This is a genomic window from Flavobacterium sp. GW821-FHT11G01 (assembly GCF_058808175.1).
Genome location: NZ_JBXARK010000004.1, coordinates 82802 through 106619, shown reverse-complemented (window position 1 = coordinate 106619; position 23818 = coordinate 82802). Strand labels below are relative to the sequence as shown.

Here is a 23818-nt window from a genome sequence, read left to right as displayed (position 1 = left end):
AAAGAAAGAGCATAAACAACAAATGTTTAATCCTTATACCTTTTAATTATTTAAAGGATTTAAAAAACTCATAGGCTCTTTTCTCTGCATATGAATACGTTGAATTACGCAACGGAAAAGCACAGTGTCCTCCATATTTTGGGGTTTCAAGAAAAACATAGGCACTATCCTGAGCTATAGCTGTTGGGTAACATCTTTCGCCTAAAAATGGATCATCCAGAGAATTAATAATTAAAACCGGAATGGTAATATTTTTAAGGGAGAATTCCGGAGAAACACGTTGATAATAATCATCCCGACTGGCAAAACCATGCAAAGGCGCTGTAAAATAATGGTCAACCTCATCAAAAGAAGAAATTCTATCAATTTGATCGCGGTTTATAAAATCAGGAAACTGTGCTGCTTTATATTTCAGCTTTTTCTTGATGTCAATTGTAAAATTCTTCAAATAAACCCGGTTAAAGCCTTGCTTGAGTATAGCCGCGCTTGTTGCAATATGTGTGGGCACTGAAATGGATACTCCTGCCTTTATGCGCTCATCAATTTTTGTCCAGCCAAAATAATTCAAGAGCTGAACGCCTCCCATTGAATATCCAATTAAATAAACATCTTCGAATCCTTTTTTTAAAACAAACTGAACCACTTCATCCAGATCATCAACGGCACCGTGATGATAAAGTCTCGGCAACCGGTTCATTTCTCCTCCACAGGTGCGATTATTCCATGCGAAAACTGAAAAACCTTTCTGCTGAAAATAAGTCGCACAACTATTGTTATACGTTCTGCGGGAATCACCTTCTAAACCATGACATAAAATTACCGCCTTTTTAGGATCATTTATAATAAAATCAATATTGATAAAATCTCCGTCACTCAACTCATGTTTTTGTCTTGTGTATCCCGGAACTTCAAACTTCTTAAACAGCGCCGCATAAATAGTAGAGATATGCCTGTTCCGATGAATAATCGGAGGAAAATTATATTCTGATTGTTCAATTACTGGCATGATAAGAAAAGTTTTTATTGGGTTATACAAATCTAAGAAATCAATCAATATGTAACTTAAAACTGTCTTTTTTATTTCATTTTTTGATTCAATACTCAAAAAAGGTTTACGACAAAATAGTGTAATTTTAAGTAATTCTTTAAGTTTCATACGTGTTTATGAAATTTAGTTTTGGGCATTACGCATTTCAACATAAACATTACAACGTATTGAAATTTAACCTATTACAATTAAATAAAAAGTAATTTACATTCATTGATAAAATTATATTTTGTAATTTAGTAAAAATTTAAGAAGAAATAGATTTCTTTTATGCCTATATGCCTACCCGATTATTTACAATCACAGTGTTGTAAATTTTAAACATGTCTTTAGAATACTACAAACTAAGACAATCCAAAATACAATTCTTCAAGCCTGGAAATTGCCCCCAATTTTAAGCTATAATTTACTATTCAATATTTTCATATTTAACCATAAATATATTTATTATGAAGATAAAATACTTTTTTTGGGTTAGTTTGTTTTTTTTTATTTCTCAAATAAATGCTCAGACAAACAATGTAGGTATAGGAACTCTCAATCCAGACAATTCAGCCGTTTTAGATTTAACAAGCTCTAGTAAAGGACTTCTCGTTCCCAGGATTAGCCTGAAGAGCACTACAGACCAGACAACAATTAGTAGTCCTGCACAAAGTTTATTAATTTATAATAATGCTTCTACTGCAGATATTACGCCGGGGTTTTATTACTGGGACACAAATAAATGGGTAAAAATAACAGGTGAAGCTAATATGCCAAATGAAATAACTCGATTAATACCTGTCATTCCGCAATCTCCTTTAGAAGGACATAAAATTGGTACTTATGTTAATGAAAATAATGTTTCAACTGATATTTTGGAAACTGTTACCAAATTAAATAATTTAGGTAACGGAAAGTACCAATACAATGATGAAAATGGCACAACAATTACTATAGATCTTTATGCTGATATTGTTAGTAATCCAAACTTTATTAATGATATTACGTCAATTATTCAGAATGGTGCAGAAACAGTAACAACTATTACTCCGGTAGTAAATTCCGGAAATGTTATCGCTACTTATAAAAATGAGGATGGTGTCGAAGCTGATATTAAAGAAACACAAACCTCCTTGATTTATGACAATGTCAATAAAAAACTAGTTTATAATGGCGAGGGAACAACTTCAACTGAAATTTCACTTTCAAGTTTGGTTAGAGACAATGAAACAAAATATACAACGGGAATTGGAATTAATTTATCGGCCACAAATGAATTTTCGGCGAAAACAAATGATCCAATCTGGAATGCCAGTTTACTGCAAGGAAACTCAATTTCTACGACTATTCCATTAACAAATCAGGTTTTAAAATTCGATGGAATAAACTGGACGCCTACAACTTTAATTGATAATATTCCTTACATTGCTGGAGCCAATATCGACATAACAGGAAATGTAATCAGCGCAACTGATACGCAGTACACTGCCGACGAAACCACGATTAATTTGGCAGGTACAGTTTTTTCCGTACCAAATTCTACCGCACAATGGAACGCAAACCTGTTACAAGGAACTCCAATAAGCACTAGTGCTCCAACGGCCAGTCAGGCTTTAATTTATAATGGCATTAATTGGACTCCTACCTCTTTAACTGATAACAACACTACTTACACTAATGGAACCGGGTTAGATTTAACAGGAACTGTATTTTCGTCCCAAAATACAAATGCAATTTGGAATGCCAGTCAATTACAAACACAACCTATAAGTAACACAGTTCCTACAGATGGACAAGCGCTGGTTTTTAACAGTATTGCTGGAGTTTGGGAACCACAAGATCAGCAAAATGCTACTTATTCTGCAGATGAAACAACATTGACTATCTCAGCTGGAAATCAATTTTCTGCCTTAAATACTGTTGCACAATGGAATGCTAATCAATTACAGACAATCCCTGTAAATAGCGCTGTTCCGGTTCTAAATCAGGCTTTGGTTTTTAATGGCACAAGCTGGGCGCCTGAAACTTTAATAGACAATAATACTACTTATACTGCTTTGTCTCCCGGAATTAATCTTACAGGAACCGAATTTTCTGTTCCAAATACAACGGCAATATGGAATTCTAATTTATTGCAATCAACAGCAGTAAGCGCTATAGTTCCAACAGCAAATCAGGCATTAGTTTATGACGGATCTACTTGGATGCCTACTACTCTAATTGATAATAATGATATTTATAGTAATGGAACAGGATTAGATTTAACAGGAAACGTTTTTTCGGCTCAGACAACAAATCCAATTTGGAATGCAAATCAGCTTCAGACGCAGCCTATTAGTGCAACACTGCCAACAAATGATCAAGCTTTGGTTTACAACAGTACAACTTCACAATGGGAACCGCAAGACCAGCAAAATGCTACTTATTCTGCTGATGAAACTACAATAACCAAATCAGCCGGAGACCAATTTTCAGCACTAAATACTACTGCACAATGGAATGCCAGCCAATTACAAAGTAAACCCATTAGTGCAACAGCTCCAACAACAAATCAAGCTTTAGTTTATAATGGTGCAACCTGGACAGCTACTACATTGACAGATAATAACACAACTTACTCTGCAACATCACCCGGAATTACTTTGGCAGAAACTGTGTTTTCTGTTCCAAATACTACTGCACAGTGGAATTCTGATCAATTGCAAGGAACTCCAATAAGTACTAGTGCTCCAACGGCCAGTCAGGCTTTAATTTATGATGGCATTAATTGGACTCCTACCTCTTTAACTGACAACAATACAACTTATACTAATGGAACCGGGTTAGATTTAACAGGAACTGTGTTTTCGGCTCAAAATACAAATGCAATTTGGAATGCCAATCAATTACAAACACAAACTATAAGTAACACAACTCCAACTGATGGGCAAGCATTAGTTTATAATAGCATCGCAGGTGTTTGGGAACCACAAGATCAACAAAATGCTACTTATTCTGCTGATGAAACAACACTGACTATTTCAGCTGGAAATCAATTTTCTGCCTTAAATACTACTGCACAATGGAACGCAAATCAGTTACAGACAACTCCTGTAAATGGCGCTGTTCCGGTTCTAAATCAGGCCTTGATTTTTAATGGTACAAGCTGGGCGCCTGAGACTTTAATAGATAATAATACCACTTACACCGCTTTGTCTCCCGGAATTAGTCTGACAGGGACTGAATTTTCTGTTCCGAATACAACGGCAATATGGAATTCTAATTTATTGCAATCAACAGCAGTAAGCGCTACAGCTCCAACAGCAAATCAGGCATTAGTTTATGATGGATCTAGTTGGGTGCCTACTACAATAATTGATAATAATGATATTTATAGTAATGGAACGGGATTAGATTTAACAGGAAACGTTTTTTCGGCGCAGACAACAAATCCGATTTGGAATGCAAATCAGCTTCAGACACAGCCTATTAGTGCAACACTGCCAACAAATGGTCAGGCTTTGGTTTATAACAGTACAACTTCAGTTTGGGAACCGCAAGACCAGCAAAATGCTACTTATTCTGCAGATGAAACTACAATAACCAAATCAGCCGGAGACCAATTTTCAGCACTAAATACTACTGCACAATGGAATGCCAGCCAATTACAAAGCAAACCCATTAGTGCAACAGCTCCAACAACAAATCAAGCTTTAATTTATAATGGTGCAACCTGGACGGCTACTACATTGATAGATAATAACACAACTTATTCTGCAACATCGCCCGGAATCACTTTGGCAGGAACTGTGTTTTCTGTTCCGAATACTACTGCGCAGTGGAATGCAAACCTATTACAAGGAACTGCAATAAGTACTACCGCTCCAACGTCAAGTCAGGCTTTAATTTATGACGGAACATCCTGGATTCCAACAACATTAATTGACAACAATACAACTTATACTGCAATAGCTCCCGGAATTACTTTAACAGGAACTGCATTTTCGGTTCCAAATACAACGGCACAATGGAATGCAAGCGAATTGCAGACACATCAAATTAGTGCGACTACTCCAACAGATGGACAAGCATTAGTTTATAATGGGACTACGGCTGTTTGGGAACCTCAAAATCAGCAAAACTCAACTTACTCTGCTGATGGAACAAACATTAATTAAATCTGCAGGAAATCAATTTTCTGCTTTAAATACTACTGCACAGTGGAATTCAAATCAATTGCAAAGTCATACAATAAGCGCTGTAACTCCAGCTAATGGTCAGGCATTGGTTTATAACAGTACCACTTCGGTATGGGAACCTCAAGATCAGCAAAATGCAACTTATTCTGCAGATGAAACTACAATCACAAAATCAGCAGGAAATCAATTTTCAGCTTTAAATACTGCCGCGTTATGGAATGCCAATGAATTGCAATCTAAACCAGTCAGTGCCACAGTTCCGATTGCTAATCAGGCATTAATCTTTAATGGTACTAATTGGGCACCTGCAACATTACCGGATCAAAACGTTATTTATGCCGCAGATGAAGTAACCTTAACTAAATCTGTAACAAATCAATTTTCAGCATTAAATACAGCGGCACAATGGAATGCGAATCAACTGCAAAGTCATCCGATAAGTGCGACTTTGCCAATAAATGGGCAAGCGTTAGTTTTTAACAGTACAACTTCAGTCTGGGAACCTCAGGATCAACAAAACGCAACTTATACTGCAGATGAGACCACAATTACCAAAACAGCTGGAAATCAATTTTCAGCCTTACATACAACTGCTCAGTGGAACGCAAATCAATTACAGACAACTCCTGTAAGTACTGCAGTACCCACTACAAACCAAGTTCTAGTTTTTGATGGAACAAATTGGATACCGACAACTTTTACCGCGACAGCACCAGGAATTTCTTTAACAGGAACCACATTTAATGTACCTAATACAACAGCGCAATGGAATGCCAGCCAATTACAAAGTATTGCCGTTAGCGCAACAGTTCCAACAAACAATCAAGCATTGATTTACAATGGTACAAACTGGACACCTACAACATTAGTTGATAACAATACAGTTTATACAGCAGTATCACCCGGAATTACTTTAACCGGAACTGCTTTCTCGGTGCCATACGCAACTCCACAATGGAATGCCAGCGAATTGCAGACACATCAAATTAGTGCGACTACTCCAACAGATGGACAAGCATTGGTCTATAATGGAACCACTGCTGTTTGGGAACCTCAAAACCAACAAAATACACTTTATTCTGCAGATGAAACTACATTAACGGTATCAGCGGGAGATCAGTTTTCTGCCAAAAATACTGTGGCACAATGGAATGCTAATCAATTACAAACCAGACCAATTAGTGTAACAACTCCAACCACAAATCAAGTTTTGCTTTATAATGGGACAACTTGGACGCCTACTACTTTGACAGATAATAACACAACATATACTGCCACAGCACCAGGAATTACCTTGACTGGCACCGCATTTTCTGTACCTAATACAACAGCTCAATGGAACGCTAGTCAATTACAGACTCATCCTGTAAGTGCCACAGCTCCAACAACGAATCAGGCTTTGATTTATAATGGCACAAATTGGGCACCAACAACACTCGTTGATAACAATACAACTTATACTGCAACATCACCAGGAATTTCATTGACCGGAACTGCATTTTCTGTACCTAACACAACGGCACAATGGAATGCTAATCAGTTGCAAAATAGAAATATCAGTGCAACTGCTCCAGCCAACGGACAAGCTCTAGTTTACAATAGTACAACATCTGTCTGGGAACCTCAAAATCAGCAAAATGCAACTTATTCTGCTGATGAAACTACTATCAGTTTATCAGCCGGAGATCAATTCTCTGCTAAAAATACCGTTGCACAATGGAATGCGAATCAATTGCAAACACATCCAATAAGTGTTACTGCCCCTACTGCAAACCAAGCTCTGATTTTTAACGGCACAACCTGGACACCAACTACATTAGTAGACAATAATTCAACTTACACTGCAGGAACAGCATTAACATTAACCGGAAGTGTGTTTTCGGCACAAAATACTAACGCCTTATGGAATGCCAATCAGCTGCAAACGATTGCTGTTAGCACAACAGCTCCAACAACTAATCAGACATTGGTTTATAATGGAACAAGCTGGACACCAACAACAGTCGTAGATAATAATACAACCTATACGGCGACATCACCGGGAATTTCATTAACAGGAACTGCTTTTTCTGTTCCGAATACAGCAGCACAATGGAATGCCAATCAATTACAAAGCAGAAATATAAGTACAACGTTGCCAACCAACGGACAGGCATTAATTTACAACAATACAACTTTAGCTTGGGAACCACAAAATCTGCAAAATTCACTTTATTCTGCAGATGAAACTACATTAACGGTATCAGCAGGAAATCAGTTTTCTGCCAAAAATACTGTGGCACAATGGAATGCTAATCAACTGCAGACCCACCCAATAAGTACAACTGCTCCAACCACAAACCAAGTTTTGCTTTATAATGGGACATCTTGGGCACCTACTACTTTGGCAGACAACAATACAACTTATACTGCAACAGCACCTGGAATTACATTAACTGGTACTGCTTTTTCGGTACCAAATACAACGGCTCAATGGAACGCTAATCAATTACAGACTCATCCAATAAGTGCCACAGCCCCAACAACGAATCAGGCTTTGATTTATAATGGCACAAATTGGGCACCAACAACATTCGTTGATAACAATACAACTTATACTGCAACATCACCGGGAATTTCATTAACAGGAACTGCGTTCTCAGTACCTAACACAACGGCACAATGGAATGCCAATCAATTACAGAGCAGAAATATTAGCGCAACTGCTCCAGCCGATGGACAAGCTTTAGTTTACAATAGCACAGCATCTGTATGGGAACCTCAAAATCAGCAAAATGCTACTTATTCTGCTGATGAAACTACAATCAGCTTATCAGCCGAAGATCAGTTCTCTGCTAAAAATACCGTTGCACAATGGAATGCCAATCAATTGCAAGCCCATCCAATAAGTGTTACCGCTCCAACTGCAAACCAAACTCTGGTTTTTAACGGCACAACCTGGACACCAACAACATTAGTAGACAATAATACAACTTACACCGCAGGTACAGCATTAACATTAACCGGAAGTGTGTTTTCGGCACAAAATACTAACGCCTTATGGAATGCTAATCAGCTGCAAACGATTGCTGTAAGCGCAACAGCTCCAACAACCAATCAGACATTGGTTTATAATGGAACAAGATGGACACCAACAACAGTAGTAGATAATAATACAACCTATACGGCGACATCACCAGGAATTACTTTAACTGGAACTGCATTTTCTGTTCCAAATACAGCTGCACAATGGAATGCTAATCAACTTCAAACAAAACCTATAAGTGTTACTGCTCCAACAACAGGACAGGTTTTAACTTACAATGGCACAAGTTGGGGCCCGGCAGCAGTTACAGTTCCAATAACATCACCTTGGCGCGATCCTGATAATGCAGGTGCATCTGCAACAAATACTGCATCAAGGATTTACTTTACCGGTAAAGTAGGTTTTAACACCACAAATCCAGTTAATATGCTGGACTTAGGTACAACATTTGGAAATAATACTTATGCTGAAGTCGGTAAAAAATTAGCAATGTATAATTCAGGTGGTAATGATTTTTATGGATTTGGAATGGCAGATGCTCGACTTTTGATGTGGGCAGCAGCCAAGAAAACCCAAGCGGCAAATGTAATACTTTACAGTACAGGAGCATTAGAATTATACCCATCAGGAATAATTGACGCAGATCCTACAGTGGCACAGCGTCTATTTCTTTCAGATGCTAATGGTAACTTAACAATTAAAGGTTCAGGAACTAGTACACAAGCTTCTTGGAATGTAAGCTCAGATTCACGTGCTAAAAAAAATATCACACCTTTTACATCTGGCTTAAAAGAGATCATGAAAATCGAACCCAAAACATTTGAATATAACGGCAAATTTGACACAAATGCAGATGGCGTTGTTCATACTGGAGTTATTGCTCAAGATATTCAAAAGGTATTGCCAGGATCAATATTAGAGACAAAAGACAGTAAAGGAGAAAAATACTTGCAGCTTAAAGGTACCGATCAAATTTTATACAGTTTGGTAAACGCCACTAAAGAACAGCAAAATGAAATTGTATCAACTTCAGATAAAGTGAAAGAGTTAGAAACCAAACTCGAAAAACAACAAAAAGAAATTGATGATTTGAAAGCTTTAGTTGCACAGCTGGCAGCTAAAAAATAAATGTAATACTATGAAAAAAAAGTATGCATATCCTATAATAAAAACCAGTAAAGCCATTTGTATCGCTTTCTGTTTTTTTCTGCTGCAAAATAGTTACGCTCAATTTGTAAACAGCTCTGTCATCAAAGTAACGCCTGGCGGAATTCTTTCGCTGCACACAGACTATGAAAACAAAGCAGAAGGTCAGTTAACCAATGATGGTGAACTACATGTTTTTGAAAACTGGAAAAATGATGGAACTACAAAATTTAGTACGCCTAGTAACAGTAAAACTATTTTTGAAGGCAACGAAGAACAGATAATTGAAGGCATTACCGTTTCCAATTTCAAAAATATTGCTTTCAATAATACAACAACGACGATTCCGTTTCATTTGGCAACAACTATAAATATTTTTGGTCAAGCCGAATTTATAAACGGAGTCGTTAATGCCACTAGTTACGGAGGAAAGATGATTTTTAATGAAAATACTTCACATGTTTCAACAAGTGATTTGAGTTTTGTTGATGGTGAAGTCGAAAAATTTGGACGTGAAGAATTTGAGTTTCCTGTTGGTTCAAAAGGTTATTACAGACCTTCATCTTTGGCCGCATCCACAGCACAGGAATCTGGTTTCTCTAGTGAATATTTTTACGACCCTTCTTTTTTTCTACAAGAACCTTACGGCACGAAAGAAGAAACTATATTAGCTATTGACAATGTTGAATATTGGTTTGTTCAACGAAAACTTGGTAATGAAAATATGGTTTTAAGTCTGACTATAGATCCCGCAACCACGCCAGACGGTTTTTTAACCGATGAATCTGACAAACAAATCGTTTTAATTCGTTGGGATGAAAACGAAAAAAAATGGGTTAATGAAGGCGGTGAAGTGGGAAATACAACTGTAAATGGCCAAAACATAAAATTTATAATGGCTGAAGTTAGCCAGTTTGGAAAATTTACTCTTGGCAAAATAAAAAAGGGAAATGGACCAAATCAGGATTTAATAATATATAATGCACTTTCGCCAAACGGAGATGATAAAAACGAATTCTTTCATATTAAAGGAATCGATAATTATCCGGACAACGAAGTCGAAATTTACAATCGCTGGGGAATAAAGGTTTATAGTGCAAAATCATATAATGAGAGCGATACTGTTTTCAAAGGTTATTCTGATGGACGTTCGACAATAAATGATACTAAAAAATTACCTGACGGAACTTATTTTTATACTTTGAAATATATAAAAGATAATATCAAGTATTCACGTTCCGGATATTTATACATTTCCGAGTAATTTTCTGCAGGCTTTTTGCAGGTTTTAAAAAATTTATATGCTTTTTTCTCTGCATAGGAATACATTGAATCACGTAGCGAAAAGGCAACATTCAGATCCTGCAAGATCCAAATGTTTATTATATAACAAACATCCTCAAAAAAGAATTAAATTTGAATTGCCTTTATTAAAAATACTATTATGAAAAGCTTTTTAATTCTTTTAATATCAATTTTCTTTTTTTCATGTCAACAAAAAGAAAATAAGAAAACTAATATTGATGTCTCAGCCCCTATTCTCGAAAAGAAAAACAATGAAGAGAGCAAACAAATAACTGAAGAAAACAAACAAGTAGGCGACACTATCTTCATGAATTCTATAAACAAAAAAGGTTTATTTATAGCTGAAGGTTCTTTAGATTCTATTCATTCAAAAATATACATCAAATTTAAAAATGAAGATTTAGGCGAATTGAACGCAAAGATTGTCCCTACTACAGGCAAAGGAAATATCCGTTTTAACCAAATTATTTTTCCTGATAAAACTTCAGATGGACCTTTTGGAATGGATTTGAATATTCAACTCAAACAAAAAGGAAATCATATTCTGGTAATTGGACATTCACTAATGGCTGACAATCCCTATTTTGGTAAATTCAGCGTAGAATTGGAGAATAAAAAAGAATAATGATACATTACGGTTTTGGCATATAACTCCCCTTTAAAATAAGCTTAACAGATCCAATTGTAACACCTAAAATTAAAATATTTGTCAGGCAAAAAACAAGTAATGCAAGTGCTGTAACAACTGAATCATTTGCCTTTAAAGCAAATAGGGATAAACCTTGGGATAAAGTGGCAATTCCAAAAATATAAGCCCAATAACCTGGAGCAAAAGGTTGTTCTTTGAGCCATTTTAGAGCAAATGTTATCGATACAAAAATAAATAAAGCATATCCCATAAGGGCATAAGTAACAGGCATACTTGATGTTGTACCTGCTAAAACCTGATAAGCGACAAATAAAATAACAGCTGGCGCCATATAAATTCCCATAAAATTTCTGGTTTTAATCCCAAGTCCACCCACTGTTAATTGTTGAGTAATTACAGAATCCATAATCAACCAGGAAACAGTACCAATACCCAAAAGCATAAAGCCATAATTAGTGTAGCCCAATACCCCGGCTACAAGAGCATTTACCATTATACTTGCTGTAAAAGTTAGAAATAATGAGGGTGTGGTTTGTTCGCTTTGACGTTCTTGTATCCACAATTTTGAAAGTCGGTAAGCACCATAAATAAGATTGAAAATTGAACCAATCCAGAATAATGAAACAGCAATACTTTGATCATAAGGATGAAGTGCCAACGCCATTAAAATAACAGATTCCGGAATCAAAGCTAAGAAAGAAGACTGAACAGGATCATTAAATTCAAGTAATGCCACTTTTCTGTGCTGAATCCACTTATTACAATAAAGCGTGAGCCACCATAAAAATGAAATAACAGCTAATCCTTCCAGGATTTCACCAAAATAGGCGGGTAAATTCCATAAAGCAACTGCATTTCTCCATGCGTTTCCTGTTTCGGCTAATCCTAAGGTCATTGCAAAAAACGATGCCGGTGCTATTGGTAATGTAAACTTCTGTGCCTGATAACTTTGCTCCTGAACTTTTTGAATAATTTTATCCATCATTAAAATATTTAAATTAACTTTGAGCAAAATTATACTGATTTTATAAATTTATATCTGTAATATTATACACTAATTTAGTAATAAACTACGATGGCAAAAAACAATCTCTATCTTCCATATGAAGTTCTTTTTAAGGAAATTGATGATTCGCTGGCAACAAAAGTGGGTAATAATTTCTTCGAATTAGTATATATCATGTCTGGAACGGGTATTCAAACTATAAATGAAAACCGTTTATCGTATCAACCTGGTCACTTATTTTTAATAACTCCTGACGATAGCCATGGCTTAAAAATTGAAAGCCCTACTTCAATTTTTATTTTACGCTTTACCGATATTTATATCAAAAATGGACCATTTACATCCAATAATCTTTATAAGTTAGAATATATATTACAACACGCTAATCACCAGCCAGGCTGTATTTTAAAAAGAATTACAGACAAAAATCTGGTTCATCCGGTTATTGATGCAATCAGGCATGAATATCATAATCCTACACTTTATAATACAGAACTTATTCAGTTATTAATTAACACTTTAATTGTAATTATTGCCCGAAATATTTCAGAATATTTACCTGAAAACATTAATAAACAAACAGATGTAAAAGCACATGCATTATTGCAATATATTCAGTCTAACATTTATGAGCCTGAAAAATTAAGTGTGGCTGTAATGAGTGAAAAGTTTGGAATTTCAGAAACGTATTTGGGAAGATATTTTAAAAAACAAGCCAACGAAACACTACAAGATTATATTTCAAAATACAGAATAAAACTTGTAGAGAACAGATTAATGTATAGTGATTTGCGAGTGGGTGAAATTGCCAATGAATTAGGTTTTAATGATGAGAGTCATCTGAATAAAATCTTTAAAAAACATAAAGGTACTACTCCATCGTTGTTTAGAAAAACACCTCAGCATATTTAAACCTGATAAAATCTAGTGCGACTTCTTATCTATATGTTTTTTAAAATTACCGCAATTATTATAAGGAACACTCCCACCCATTGACTAAAAGAAACAGATTCATTTAGTAACAAATGTGCAAATAAGATCGCGACCGGAATTTCCAGAGATGTAAATATTGCTCCCAATCCCATTCCTGTTAAAGGCATTCCTTTAGCAAATAATATAGGAGGAAGAATGGTACCGAACAGTGCTATTACTATACCCCAACTTAAGAAAATGCTAAAAGAAAATTCGTGTAGAAGAGAAGAACTGAAGACAAGCACAACTGTAATAAGACCTCCGGTTACCATTAAAAAACTTCTTTTAATTGGCGGAAAACTCAATTCGATGTTATTCGATGAATAAATTGTAGCGGTATAAGATAATGCTGCCAGAATGCCCCAACCAACTCCTATCCAATTAATTTGGTTGTAATATTGCCAAATATCAGTTGCTATTAGGGTTCCAAAAATTATTATTACAACAGTAGCAATCTTGGCAAATTCCGGTCGTTTTTGTTTTTGTATCATCTCTACAACAAGACTCATCCATACTGCCTGAACAAGAAGGACTATACAAATACTAACAGGTACATATTTTACTGCCATATAATAGAAGATACTTGTAAATCCTAATGAAGTACCAGCCAGAATAAGTTTACTGTAACTCTTAAAATCTTTTTCAGTTGCATTTACAGCAACTATTGACTTACCCGAAATAATAGTAAGAATAAGCAATATAATAAACCCTATAAAAAACTGAGAAATAGTTACTTCTGCAGTATTATAACCATCACTATAGGCTAGTTTTACAAAGGTTCCTAACATTCCATAACAGCAGGCAGCTAAAATAATAAACAGGCTTCCCTTAAATATCTGACTGTTCGATTTCATAACCTGACTTTATATTTTTATGTACCTTATTGGTAATTAATTTTCTAATGGCTTGATGTGCGGAATCAACATTTTGGCGTAGCTTTTCGGGATCAAGAGAAACGCCCTCAATTGTAACGGTATGTATATTATGAATCCCTATTAATTTGAAAACCGTTTCGAGGTAAGTATTTTGAAAGTTCATATGCTCATTTGGCTCTCCTTTTCCATAACCTGTTCCACCTCTTGTTAATAGAAGAAAGAGTGTTTTATGCTCCAGCAAACCTTTATAAACATTTGTTGCATTATCAGGATTGAATTTCCATGTTTCATTAATTCGTATTATCTGATCAATATATGCTTTTAGAATGCCCGGTACTGACCAGTTATACATAGGCGAACCAAGAACGATAATATCGGCATCTTTCAGTTCTTTGATATAAACATCACTAACTTTGAGTGCACTTTTATCGGCTTCACTCCTTTGCTCTTTTTTCTTTGATGCTGCTTCGATCCAACTTTCAGTAACATAGGGAATCTCAGAAATGGTCAGGTCACGAAAACTAAAAAGAGCTTCACCATTAATATTTTTCCATTGGTTTATAAAAACTTCTGTAAGCTCACGGCTTTTTGATTCGGAACTTCTTGCACTTGTATTAATTACCAGTATTTTTTTCATGATAAATATTTTGAAGCAAAATTAGCCGGCATTTCTATTTTAACAGGATACCACTTCTCACAAATAAAAGGATCCAGCTTCTTCCGAAAAAGGCAATCAGCATCAGAACTAATAATAAATAATCTGGTTTAAAGGCTCTAATTATTCTCAAATACATTTAGACAGGCCAACACCGAATCACAAACCAAAAATGAAGATTCATTTCCTGATTTGAGAAATCCGAAATCTTCAAGATTTTGAAGTAAAGACAACAATGGATCATAATAACCATCAATATTTAACAATACAATTTGTTTTTGATGAAGCCCAAGCTGTGACCAGGTAAGTATTTCAAAGAGTTCTTCTAAAGTGCCAATGCCTCCGGGCAAAACAATAAAACCATCTGCGAGCTTATTCATTTTGGCTTTTCTCTGGTGCATATCTTCTACCAAAATAAGTTTGGTTAATCGAGTATGTGCAACTTCTTTTTTCTGAAGAAATCTCGGTAAAACCCCTATAACTTCGCCCTGATTTTCTAAGACTCCATCTGCTAAAACGCCCATTAAACCAGTAGCTGATCCACCGTAAACTAAACCAAAACCTTTTTGGCTTAATAATTTGCCTAAATCATAGGCGGTTTCCTTAAAAATGGGTTTAGTACCAAAACTGGAACCACAGAAAACTGCTATCCTTTTTTTCATAATTTCTAATTTATGTACTGTAAAATAAAGTCATACCCTACTACTATTAAAGCTCCAGATTGCACACAACACAGGCCCCAACTTTAAAACTGTCATCTGGGTCCTATAGTTTAGCAAATCTGGGATAAAATAAAAACACAGACTGACAATACCTTTGTCCCTATAAAAACATAAATAAAGAAAATTATGGAAGATACATTTAAAATTCCCCAGCTGCTTTTAAGATACGCACTGGGTATCACGTTCCTAACTCCGGTTTCGGACAGATTAGGTATTCTGGGTCCTGCTGGTACCGGTAATATTGAATGGGGTAACTGGCAAAATTTCATTGATTACACTTCTACCCTTATGCCTTTTTTTGACAGACCAATGGTTAATATCATGGGACTTGTCGCAACAGTAGCCGAATTATCGATCGGTATCTTTTTAATTTTAGGATTTAAGACTAAATGGTCGGCAATCGGAGCATCAGTTCTTACTTTCACATTCATCGTCTTTATGACATTTTCAGTAGGAATTCAAAAACCAATTAATTATGGTGTTTTTACAGCCAGTGCCGCCAGCCTTTTACTTTCGTTTATTCCAAATTACCAATGGAGTTTAGACAATCTTTTTAAAAAGCAAAAATAGTGACTATGTAACTATTTGATATTCTCTATATAATTCTATTGCTATGAAAATAGAAAATATAATAAAATCCGCTGCCACATTAACAGTAAACAAACGAATACTATTGAATATCATATATATCCAAACTACCTTTAAGGAGGGTTTAAACGAAATATTAAAGTTTCATAACCTTTCTAAAGAACAATATGATGTTTTAGTGTTATTAAGGAACCTGAATGGCAAATGTGCTAACATGTATATGATACAGGAAAGAATGGCATCAAAAACAAGCAATACTACCAGACTTATTGATAAACTACTTCTTAAGGGATTTGTAACCCGCGAAGAATGTCGCGAGAATCGGAGAAAAACTGATATATCAATTACAAGAAAAGGAATATTGCTTCTTGAAGATGCTGAACCCAAAGTAAACACTTACGAAACAAAACTAGCTGATAATCTGACTCTGGATGAAATGGAAAGTCTTCATCATCTTCTGGATAAATATCGAAATAGCAATTACAAATAAATATAAAATTAAAAAAAATGAAAACACGTCTTAAAATCGACCAGGTCGAACCTGCAGGATATCAAGCAATTCTTGGCCTTGAAAAATTTATAGAAAGTACTCCACTGACAAGAACACATAAGGACTTAATAAAAATCAGAGCGTCACAGATAAACGGTTGTGCTTTTTGTATTGACATGCATACCAAAGAAGCGCGCAAAGCCGGTGAAACGGAACAACGTATTTATACACTCAATGCATGGCGCGACACTCCCTTTTTTACAAATGAAGAACGCGCAATTCTGGCCCTGACAGAGGAAGTAACACTAATTAACGGGCATGTTAAAGAGGAGACCTATCAGGCTGCATTAGAAGCTTTGGGAGAAACATATCTTGCACAAGTCATTTTAGCCATAATAACTATAAACGCCTGGAACAGAATTGGAATTACAACACAGCTCGTTCCTGCTTAAAATAAACTGATTGTAAAATTCAGTAAGCTGCTCCGTTTTCTAAGCGAGCAGCTTTTGTCTTTGAAATACGCTCGTCATTTTCTAATAATTAAGTTAGAAAATTATAAATTTACTAAGACATCTGAGGAATATCGCTAATCTAAAATAGTACAAATGCTTCCATATAAATCACTTATACAGCTCAACAGAGACTCAAATGTTTCTCTCTATGTACAATTGTGCAATTGTTTTATTCAATTGATTACCAATGGCACACTAAAGCCCTCCGATATTTTGCCAAGCACAAGAGTACTGTCTGAACTGACGGGAATTAGCCGTAATACTGTGAAAGTTGCATACGAAGAACTTATGAGCCAGGGTTGGGCAGAATCTATTGAACGCAAAGGGATATTTGTACTCTCTAACCTTCCTGAACTTTCAGAAAAGAAAAAGCATAATCCTATTTCACCTTTTAAAGAGAAACCGGAATCTTTTAAATGGAATAATCCGTTTGTGGAGAAGTTTGCTGTTGAGGATTATCAGAAATCAATTCTGACAATCGATGACGGTTTCCCGGACGTCCGACTAACACCTGTAGACCTCTTAATGCGGGAATACAGAAGCATATCCAAAAGATTCTATGGAAAGAGCTTTCTAAAGTACGGTCATCCTAAAGGTTCTGAACATCTTCGGATGGCATTATGCAGATATCTTTCTGAAACAAGAGGTCTTACAGTCAGTGCTGAAAACATAATCATTACCAAAGGAAGCCAAATGGGTATTTATCTGGCAACCCAATTATTACTGACTTCATCAGACAAAATTGCCGTTGGAGTTTCAAATTACCGCTCAGCAGATGAAATTTTTAAATATAGCGGTGCTGAACTTTTGAGAATACCTGTTGATGAATTTGGGATGGATATTGATTATTTAGCCGATATGTTGCAACACCACAAAATAAAAGCGGTGTACATTATCCCTCATCATCACTTTCCAACAACAGTTACTATGAGCATGGAAAGAAGACTAAAGCTTCTTAAACTCGCTGAAAAATATTGTTTTGCAATAATAGAAGACGATTATGACTTTGATTTTCATTATGATAACAAACCTTATATACCACTAGCCAGTATAGATCACAATCAAAATGTTATTTATATTGGTTCGATCACCAAAACCTTTGCTCCTGCACTTCGTATTGGTTTTCTAATTTCAGATCCACAATTTGTAAATGCTTGTGCTTCGTTAAGACAACTCATTGATAAACAAGGTGATTCTTTACTTGAAGAGGCATTTTCATCTCTTTATGATAATGGAGAAATGGAAAGGCATTTTCGTAAATCGATCAAAATATACAGACAGAGAAGAGATTTTTTTTGTGAGATACTCGATACTAATTTTAAAGATGTAATTACTTTTAAAACTCCTGAGGGCGGAATGGCTGTGTGGGCCTTATTTGATAAAAAAATAAACCTTATAGAATTAGCCAGCCGTGCAGAAAAGAAAGGATTAAAGATTTCAAATGGTACGTTTTATAATAACGAAATTTTTACCCCTAATGGACTTAGACTTGGATTTGCAGGAATTAACGAGCGAGAAATCGAACAATCGCTTTCCATTCTCCGTCAGATTATTTAAAAACAAATAGAGATCAGGAAAGCGAACTATAAAAGTAACCTCCGATTTACATAGGAACACTAATTCCCAACATGCATCTGCTTGTGTTCTCCTCATGGTCGTAGGCAGGCATGATCCATAGTGTAACTTTTAATTTTGTAATGGTATATCTGAAATTGGGTCCAAGTCCATGGTATCTCCAATCCATCATTCCCAGACTTATCTTCTCCGAAAATTCGTAAAATATATTGACTTTATACAAATAATTATCGGCACCATCTCCTTTCTCTCCCAATGCAAGAAAGCTAACACTTCCATTCTTTAACCAAATACTAGAAGAATATCGGGGTGAATGATGTCCTTGCTCAATACCCGCACTTACAGAAAAAACAATTTTTTCTATTGGTGAATAAGACAATCCTATTAAAGCCTGTCCCCATTTTTCTCTTGTCAGTCCAAAAAAAGTCAGTGCAAATTGATTGCTTATTTTTTTACTTCCAAAATAATCGATTATGGGTTCAATTGATCCATCGCTATTCAATTTAGAATATTGCTCGAGCTGTGCCTGAGCGAATATTGGAAAAGCAATAAAGAAAATAACCGTTAAGTATTTAGTATTAAAGTTTCTAAAATTTGTTATTCTTTGAAAGAGGATATAAATCCCTGTTTTTAAATATTCCCAAATTAATAGTATTGCATCTGAATTTTTCATTTTATGGTGTATCGGTGATCAGAAAGCAAAAGTACCAGAGCATGTTGATTGCTATCGACCCCAGCTTCAAGAAAGGGGGTAACCCAGTTTTATTTGAAAATCTTAATTTATACCGAGTAGTATCAATAGTTTTTTACTACAAAATACTATAAAAGTGCATTATAATCTAAATCGTTTAAAGCTATATACAACATATAGGTTGAAATTCATTTTGTACATTTACAAGAAAATATTTTACGTCGAAAATGCTTAATACCTTACATGAATATCTTATTGACAAAATAGTACTCTCTGAAAAAGAATTACTTTTGATTGATTCTGTATCAATAGTTAAAAAAATACGAAAGAAGCAATTTATACTAGAGGCAGGAGAAGTATGGAATTATAACGCATTTGTGTGTAGGGGATTAATAAAAACATTCTCTATAGACAAGGATGGAAAAGAACATATTATAAATTTCTCACCGGAAAATCACTGGTTTGGAGACCGTGAAAGTTTAACAAATAACACTCCTTCCAAATTCAATATTGACGCAATCGAAAATTCAGAAATCATATTAATAAAGAAAGAAGATTTTGAGATGCTCTGCTATGAAATTCCCTCTTTCAACAACTTAGTAAATACTATTTTACAAAAGAGTTTTATGGTTTCTCAAAACCGTATACATGCAAGCATAAGTCTTTCTGCAGAAGAAAAATATCAAAACTTTCTAGACTCGAATCCTTTATTAATAAATCGCATTCCGCAACATATGATTGGGGCTTATCTTGGAATAACTCCAGAAACCATTACACGAATTCGCCGTAACCCAAAAAAATAATTCTTATTTATTTTTCCTTGACATTTGTTTGTTTTTTTTTCAAACAAATGTCAAGGAATACAAATGCTGGTGTTATAGATCTTTGTATTGTTAAATTATAAATTTAGTAACTATGACAAAGACAATTTTTATTACAGGTACCAGCACCGGATTTGGAAAACTGACAGCTATAACCTTATCAAAAGCAGGACATAATGTAATCGCTGGCATGCGTGCTACAAATGACAAAAATAAATCGGCAGCGGAAGAACTTTCTTCATTTCCAAATATTGAAGTTGTAGAAATAGACGTTACTGACGATGTTTCAGTACAAACAGCATTTCAAAAAGTACTTAGCAAATATGGAAAAATAGATGTTTTGATAAATAATGCAGGATTAGCAGGTTTTGGATTAGTTGAAGCTTTTTCAATTGACCAGATCAAGAATTTTTTTGAAGTTAATTTTTACGGTATCATTCGTACTTATCAGGCAGTATTACCTTCTATGCGAGCTGCAAAAAGTGGTTTGGTAATTAATCTTACCTCAGGCGCCAGCGGCCATTCCCTACCTTTTATGGGACCCTATTTAGCTTCTAAATTTAGTGTGGAAGCCATTACCGAATCTCTTCAGGATGAATTAAAACAATTTAATATCGAAAACGTTACTATTCAGCCAGGTGTTTATCCCACTGAAATGAACACTGGAGTAAAAACTGGTAATAATGCCGATTACACAGAAATTATAAAAGCTTATGATCCTGTCGCAAGTGAAATGTTTAATGCTATTGGCGCAGGATTATTTGGAAAAATGCAGGAATTTAATATGGACCCGCAAACAATAGCCAATGGCATACTGGAATTAATTAATATGTCTGATGGTACAAGGCCTCTACGTTTTCCTCTTGATGCTATTGCAGAAGGAACTGATGTTGCATTTATTAATTCAAGAGCAGAGCACAAAGCGAAGTGGCTAGCTAAATATACCAGTTAAAACTACGAAAAACCTAAGTATTTTAAATTCAAAAAGCCTTCACAAATGTGAAGGCTTTTTCCAAAAAAAAAATAAACAAACTGAACACAAACTTAAAGCGATCTTAAACACGAAATCGCTCTAATTATCTTCATAATTTTTTCAATACTTTTTCAGGATAATCTGTAATAATTCCATCGACTTGTAAAGCAAACATCCTTTCAATGTCTTTGTCTTCATTAACAGTCCATGGTATAATTTTCATCTTCAAATTTCGAAGTGAATCCATCTGCATTTTATCAAGCAATTTGTAATTCGGACTATAAATCTCCGGCATAAAGTCAAGCTTTGCCAGATTTTCTGTCAAAGTACCTTCACCTACAAGAAAAGCGATGATAACTTTAGGATATTTTTTATGAAATACGTTTAAAAGTACAGGATCAAAAGACTGTATATTCATCTTTTTTTCAATTCCTTTATCAGTAATGATTTCCATAACCATTGCAGAAAATACTTCAGGTTGTGGTTGTCTTTTGCCATAATCTGATTTTTCTGACTTGATTTCGATATTGTATCTGACCGGTTTTAACTTATTTGTTTTGATATAATGCTCCACACTATCAATTACTTCTGAGAGTAATGGTTTATAGGTTTTCATTTTTTGCTGTGCCGGAAAATTAGAATTTCCTCTGGAACCGCTGTCAAATCTTTTTATGTTTTCATAGTCCATTTCATAAAGATTATAAGCGTGTTCTTTCTCTTTTACTATAGAATTTCCATCAGGATCTGACATATATTGGGCAGACATAAAAGTCTCATGCGAAACCACTACTTTCTGATCTTTAGAAATCACAACATCAAGTTCTATAACATCAGCACCTTTTTTTATTGCACTTAGAAAAGCCGGAATGGTATTCTCAGGTAAATTGCCGCGATCGCCGCGATGTCCCTGTACTTCAACCGTATGTTTTTGAGATTTCTGAGTTTTGGTCGCACAATGACTGGCGGTTAGCAATAAAGCAAAAAGAAATAGAATTTTTATTGTTCTTATCATCTTGTCTTTAGATTATTTTACTTTGTCAATTCTGTAACTGCTGCTAGCCGTATGGGTTTTACCAAACATATCTGTGGCTTTTATTTCAATAGTATGGTGTCCCAAAGCAAGATCAGAAGGGATATTTCCTCTCCACACATGCGTACTTTTTTCAGGATCTGAAGAGCGTTTTCCAGGCATCAGCACTTCTGAGAGTTCCCATTCGTAAACCAACTCTACATATGACGGATCTTCCGCCTGTACATAATCCATTTCTTTCCATTCTCCCTGATCCACACGGTAAACCACTTTATCTTTTTTACTTCCCATGAAAAAATTCACAAACACACCTGATTTAGTACGCTTGCCTTTGGCAACCACCTTTGGCGTAAAAACTTTCATTTGATACTCCTGTGGTTTACCAGCCGTTTTATAATCTACCGTATATTGGTTTCCTGTAAAATGAATAAAAGCATATCCCTTTGGTGTTCCGTCTCTCATAACCGAAATAGGAATTCCTTTCTCGTCGAGTTTTCCGGAATACCAATCGCCTGAAGTTGTTCCGATATTATAATGATGATGTGGTTTCTCTTGCAACCAGCCATCCTTCTGATCGAAAAAATCCTGACGTTGCATATGAGTATGGGCAGAAAGTGACAACGTGTTTGGAAAATCTTTCAATAATTCAAATAATTTTTGACGATCACTGTCTCTAAAAGAATCATCTTTAGCATCTGGCTCACTAAGCGGAATATGAAAAGCCATTACAATCAGATTGTCTTTCGGTACAACCTTTAGATCATTTTCTATAAATTTCATTTGTTCCTCTGTAAAACCTCCCCAATATCCTTCATTATCTCGTGGATCCGGATATAGCACATCATCAAGAATAATAAAATGTACTTTACCATAATTAAAAGCATAATTTGCAGGCCCAAAATGTGCTTCGTAGGTTTCATCAGCCATATTATCAGCCTTGGCATCAAAATTTAGATCATGGTTTCCTAAAAGATTGTACCATGGAATTCCAATTTTCTTTACAGCCTGGATATAAGGATTAAATAAGCTAAGGTCATTCCCTACCAGATCTCCCATACTTAGTCCAAACGGAATATTCTTGATCCCTTCAACTTCAGAAACAATTCCTCTGGTAAAAAAATCAACTTCTTCAAGATTATATGGTTGTGGATCTCCAAAGACTAACGCTGTAAAATCTGCCGTTTCTTTTTGTGGGATTAATCCAAAATCAACAGATTCCGGGAGTTTTCCTGTTGGTGCTACACCTTCAAACTTACTTTTAGGAGATCCTTCCGGTTTGTAATTGTAAAAAAATTGTGGAAGATTATCTTTATTAACCACAATTTTATAACCCGATGGTTTAATTACAGCAATAATCGCATCGTTTTCCACGGGAAGTACATAGTTTCCTTTTTTATCGGTTAACACTACCTCGCGCCCATTGGTTACTGCAATACTGGCGATACCTTTTTCTTTTTTGTCCTTTTTTCCGTTTTGATTTAAATCTTCAAACACGTTTCCTTTAACAGTTGTCTGCGCTGTCAAAATCCCGCTAAACAGTAAAGCACTTAATATAATTGTCTTTTTCATTTTTAA

The 23818-nt window shown here is 35.2% G+C and carries 19 protein-coding genes; 11 read left to right on the top strand and 8 right to left on the bottom strand.

Annotated elements, in window-relative coordinates:
• Positions 1 to 46: 46 nt before the first annotated feature.
• On the bottom strand, positions 47 to 1006 hold the full coding sequence (locus AC1RRN_RS09295) for a YheT family hydrolase (protein ID WP_492967030.1): 960 nt from the start codon (positions 1004 to 1006) through the stop codon (positions 47 to 49).
• Between the two features lie 491 nt (positions 1007 to 1497).
• Here AC1RRN_RS09295 and AC1RRN_RS09290 point away from each other — a divergent pair, with 491 nt between their 5' ends.
• The 4 genes from AC1RRN_RS09290 to AC1RRN_RS09275 all read left to right on the top strand — a co-directional run bounded on the left by AC1RRN_RS09290 (position 1498) and on the right by AC1RRN_RS09275 (position 11309).
• On the top strand, positions 1498 to 5187 hold the full coding sequence (locus AC1RRN_RS09290; RefSeq protein ID WP_492967029.1) for a beta strand repeat-containing protein: 3690 nt from the start codon (positions 1498 to 1500) through the stop codon (positions 5185 to 5187).
• The gene (locus tag AC1RRN_RS09285) at positions 5168 to 9361 is read left to right on the top strand and encodes a tail fiber domain-containing protein (protein ID WP_492967027.1); all 4194 of its coding nucleotides are present in this window, start codon (positions 5168 to 5170) and stop codon (positions 9359 to 9361) included. The genes AC1RRN_RS09290 and AC1RRN_RS09285 overlap by 20 nt, the downstream gene beginning before the upstream one ends.
• Before the next feature lie 10 nt (positions 9362 to 9371).
• Positions 9372 to 10643: a T9SS type B sorting domain-containing protein gene (locus AC1RRN_RS09280; protein WP_492967026.1), complete on the top strand. Its 1272-nt coding sequence runs from the start codon at positions 9372 to 9374 to the stop codon at positions 10641 to 10643.
• 180 nt (positions 10644 to 10823) lie between these two features.
• Positions 10824 to 11309, top strand: coding sequence for a hypothetical protein (locus AC1RRN_RS09275; protein ID WP_492967025.1), 486 nt, complete (start codon positions 10824 to 10826; stop codon positions 11307 to 11309).
• A gap of 7 nt (positions 11310 to 11316) precedes the next feature.
• Here AC1RRN_RS09275 and AC1RRN_RS09270 read toward each other — a convergent pair whose 3' ends face one another.
• Complete coding sequence (locus AC1RRN_RS09270) at positions 11317 to 12315, bottom strand: SLAC1 family transporter (protein WP_492967024.1); 999 nt, start codon at positions 12313 to 12315, stop codon at positions 11317 to 11319.
• 93 nt (positions 12316 to 12408) lie between these two features.
• Here AC1RRN_RS09270 and AC1RRN_RS09265 point away from each other — a divergent pair, with 93 nt between their 5' ends.
• Positions 12409 to 13251, top strand: a complete 843-nt coding sequence (locus AC1RRN_RS09265; protein WP_492967023.1) for a helix-turn-helix domain-containing protein — start codon at positions 12409 to 12411, stop codon at positions 13249 to 13251.
• A 29-nt stretch (positions 13252 to 13280) separates the two neighbouring features.
• Here the strand turns inward: AC1RRN_RS09265 and AC1RRN_RS09260 are convergent, their stop codons facing one another.
• The 3 genes from AC1RRN_RS09260 to AC1RRN_RS09250 all read right to left on the bottom strand — a co-directional run bounded on the left by AC1RRN_RS09260 (position 13281) and on the right by AC1RRN_RS09250 (position 15503).
• Positions 13281 to 14165 carry an EamA family transporter gene (locus AC1RRN_RS09260; protein WP_492967022.1) on the bottom strand — a complete coding sequence of 295 codons (885 nt, stop codon included), beginning with the start codon at positions 14163 to 14165 and terminating at the stop codon, positions 13281 to 13283.
• Positions 14140 to 14823 (bottom strand): FMN-dependent NADH-azoreductase, encoded by a 684-nt coding sequence (locus tag AC1RRN_RS09255; protein ID WP_492967021.1) that lies wholly within the window; start codon positions 14821 to 14823, stop codon positions 14140 to 14142. The genes AC1RRN_RS09260 and AC1RRN_RS09255 overlap by 26 nt, the downstream gene beginning before the upstream one ends.
• Before the next feature lie 137 nt (positions 14824 to 14960).
• Positions 14961 to 15503 carry an LOG family protein gene (locus AC1RRN_RS09250; protein ID WP_492967020.1) on the bottom strand — a complete coding sequence of 181 codons (543 nt, stop codon included), beginning with the start codon at positions 15501 to 15503 and terminating at the stop codon, positions 14961 to 14963.
• Positions 15504 to 15689: 186 nt separating this feature from the next.
• On the opposite strand from AC1RRN_RS09250, the gene AC1RRN_RS09245 reads away from it, so the two are divergent.
• The 4 genes from AC1RRN_RS09245 (at position 15690) to pdxR (ending at position 18710) form a co-directional block, all read left to right on the top strand.
• Positions 15690 to 16133, top strand: a complete 444-nt coding sequence (locus AC1RRN_RS09245) for a DoxX family protein (protein WP_492967019.1) — start codon at positions 15690 to 15692, stop codon at positions 16131 to 16133.
• Between the two features lie 43 nt (positions 16134 to 16176).
• Positions 16177 to 16641, top strand: a complete 465-nt coding sequence (locus AC1RRN_RS09240) for a MarR family winged helix-turn-helix transcriptional regulator (protein ID WP_492967018.1) — start codon at positions 16177 to 16179, stop codon at positions 16639 to 16641.
• A 17-nt stretch (positions 16642 to 16658) separates the two neighbouring features.
• Positions 16659 to 17093, top strand: a complete 435-nt coding sequence (locus AC1RRN_RS09235) for a carboxymuconolactone decarboxylase family protein (RefSeq protein WP_492967017.1) — start codon at positions 16659 to 16661, stop codon at positions 17091 to 17093.
• A 153-nt stretch (positions 17094 to 17246) separates the two neighbouring features.
• Positions 17247 to 18710, top strand: a complete 1464-nt coding sequence (gene pdxR, locus AC1RRN_RS09230; RefSeq protein ID WP_492967016.1) for a MocR-like pyridoxine biosynthesis transcription factor PdxR — start codon at positions 17247 to 17249, stop codon at positions 18708 to 18710.
• Between the two features lie 46 nt (positions 18711 to 18756).
• Here pdxR and AC1RRN_RS09225 read toward each other — a convergent pair whose 3' ends face one another.
• Positions 18757 to 19401 (bottom strand): hypothetical protein, encoded by a 645-nt coding sequence (locus AC1RRN_RS09225; protein ID WP_492967015.1) that lies wholly within the window; start codon positions 19399 to 19401, stop codon positions 18757 to 18759.
• 245 nt (positions 19402 to 19646) lie between these two features.
• Between AC1RRN_RS09225 and AC1RRN_RS09220 the strand changes: the two genes are divergently transcribed.
• Both AC1RRN_RS09220 and AC1RRN_RS09215 read left to right on the top strand, forming a co-directional pair.
• A complete protein-coding gene (locus AC1RRN_RS09220; protein WP_492967014.1) occupies positions 19647 to 20222 on the top strand; it encodes a Crp/Fnr family transcriptional regulator in 576 nt (191 codons plus the stop codon).
• Between the two features lie 112 nt (positions 20223 to 20334).
• Complete coding sequence (locus tag AC1RRN_RS09215) at positions 20335 to 21192, top strand: SDR family oxidoreductase (RefSeq protein ID WP_492967013.1); 858 nt, start codon at positions 20335 to 20337, stop codon at positions 21190 to 21192.
• A gap of 130 nt (positions 21193 to 21322) precedes the next feature.
• Here AC1RRN_RS09215 and AC1RRN_RS09210 read toward each other — a convergent pair whose 3' ends face one another.
• Both AC1RRN_RS09210 and AC1RRN_RS09205 read right to left on the bottom strand, forming a co-directional pair.
• Complete coding sequence (locus tag AC1RRN_RS09210) at positions 21323 to 22225, bottom strand: glycerophosphodiester phosphodiesterase family protein (protein ID WP_492967012.1); 903 nt, start codon at positions 22223 to 22225, stop codon at positions 21323 to 21325.
• 12 nt (positions 22226 to 22237) lie between these two features.
• The gene (locus tag AC1RRN_RS09205; RefSeq protein WP_492967011.1) at positions 22238 to 23812 is read right to left on the bottom strand and encodes a calcineurin-like phosphoesterase C-terminal domain-containing protein; all 1575 of its coding nucleotides are present in this window, start codon (positions 23810 to 23812) and stop codon (positions 22238 to 22240) included.
• Positions 23813 to 23818 lie beyond the last annotated feature (6 nt).

Coding starts and splice junctions, on each gene's coding strand:
- AC1RRN_RS09295 (WP_492967030.1), bottom strand. CDS start 1,006: ATGCCAGTAATTGAACAATCAGAATATAATTTTCCTCCGATTATTCAT.
- AC1RRN_RS09290 (WP_492967029.1), top strand. CDS start 1,498: ATGAAGATAAAATACTTTTTTTGGGTTAGTTTGTTTTTTTTTATTTCT.
- AC1RRN_RS09285 (WP_492967027.1), top strand. CDS start 5,168: ATGGAACAAACATTAATTAAATCTGCAGGAAATCAATTTTCTGCTTTA.
- AC1RRN_RS09280 (WP_492967026.1), top strand. CDS start 9,372: ATGAAAAAAAAGTATGCATATCCTATAATAAAAACCAGTAAAGCCATT.
- AC1RRN_RS09275 (WP_492967025.1), top strand. CDS start 10,824: ATGAAAAGCTTTTTAATTCTTTTAATATCAATTTTCTTTTTTTCATGT.
- AC1RRN_RS09270 (WP_492967024.1), bottom strand. CDS start 12,315: ATGGATAAAATTATTCAAAAAGTTCAGGAGCAAAGTTATCAGGCACAG.
- AC1RRN_RS09265 (WP_492967023.1), top strand. CDS start 12,409: ATGGCAAAAAACAATCTCTATCTTCCATATGAAGTTCTTTTTAAGGAA.
- AC1RRN_RS09260 (WP_492967022.1), bottom strand. CDS start 14,165: ATGAAATCGAACAGTCAGATATTTAAGGGAAGCCTGTTTATTATTTTA.
- AC1RRN_RS09255 (WP_492967021.1), bottom strand. CDS start 14,823: ATGAAAAAAATACTGGTAATTAATACAAGTGCAAGAAGTTCCGAATCA.
- AC1RRN_RS09250 (WP_492967020.1), bottom strand. CDS start 15,503: ATGAAAAAAAGGATAGCAGTTTTCTGTGGTTCCAGTTTTGGTACTAAA.
- AC1RRN_RS09245 (WP_492967019.1), top strand. CDS start 15,690: ATGGAAGATACATTTAAAATTCCCCAGCTGCTTTTAAGATACGCACTG.
- AC1RRN_RS09240 (WP_492967018.1), top strand. CDS start 16,177: ATGAAAATAGAAAATATAATAAAATCCGCTGCCACATTAACAGTAAAC.
- AC1RRN_RS09235 (WP_492967017.1), top strand. CDS start 16,659: ATGAAAACACGTCTTAAAATCGACCAGGTCGAACCTGCAGGATATCAA.
- pdxR (WP_492967016.1), top strand. CDS start 17,247: ATGCTTCCATATAAATCACTTATACAGCTCAACAGAGACTCAAATGTT.
- AC1RRN_RS09225 (WP_492967015.1), bottom strand. CDS start 19,401: ATGAAAAATTCAGATGCAATACTATTAATTTGGGAATATTTAAAAACA.
- AC1RRN_RS09220 (WP_492967014.1), top strand. CDS start 19,647: ATGCTTAATACCTTACATGAATATCTTATTGACAAAATAGTACTCTCT.
- AC1RRN_RS09215 (WP_492967013.1), top strand. CDS start 20,335: ATGACAAAGACAATTTTTATTACAGGTACCAGCACCGGATTTGGAAAA.
- AC1RRN_RS09210 (WP_492967012.1), bottom strand. CDS start 22,225: ATGATAAGAACAATAAAAATTCTATTTCTTTTTGCTTTATTGCTAACC.
- AC1RRN_RS09205 (WP_492967011.1), bottom strand. CDS start 23,812: ATGAAAAAGACAATTATATTAAGTGCTTTACTGTTTAGCGGGATTTTG.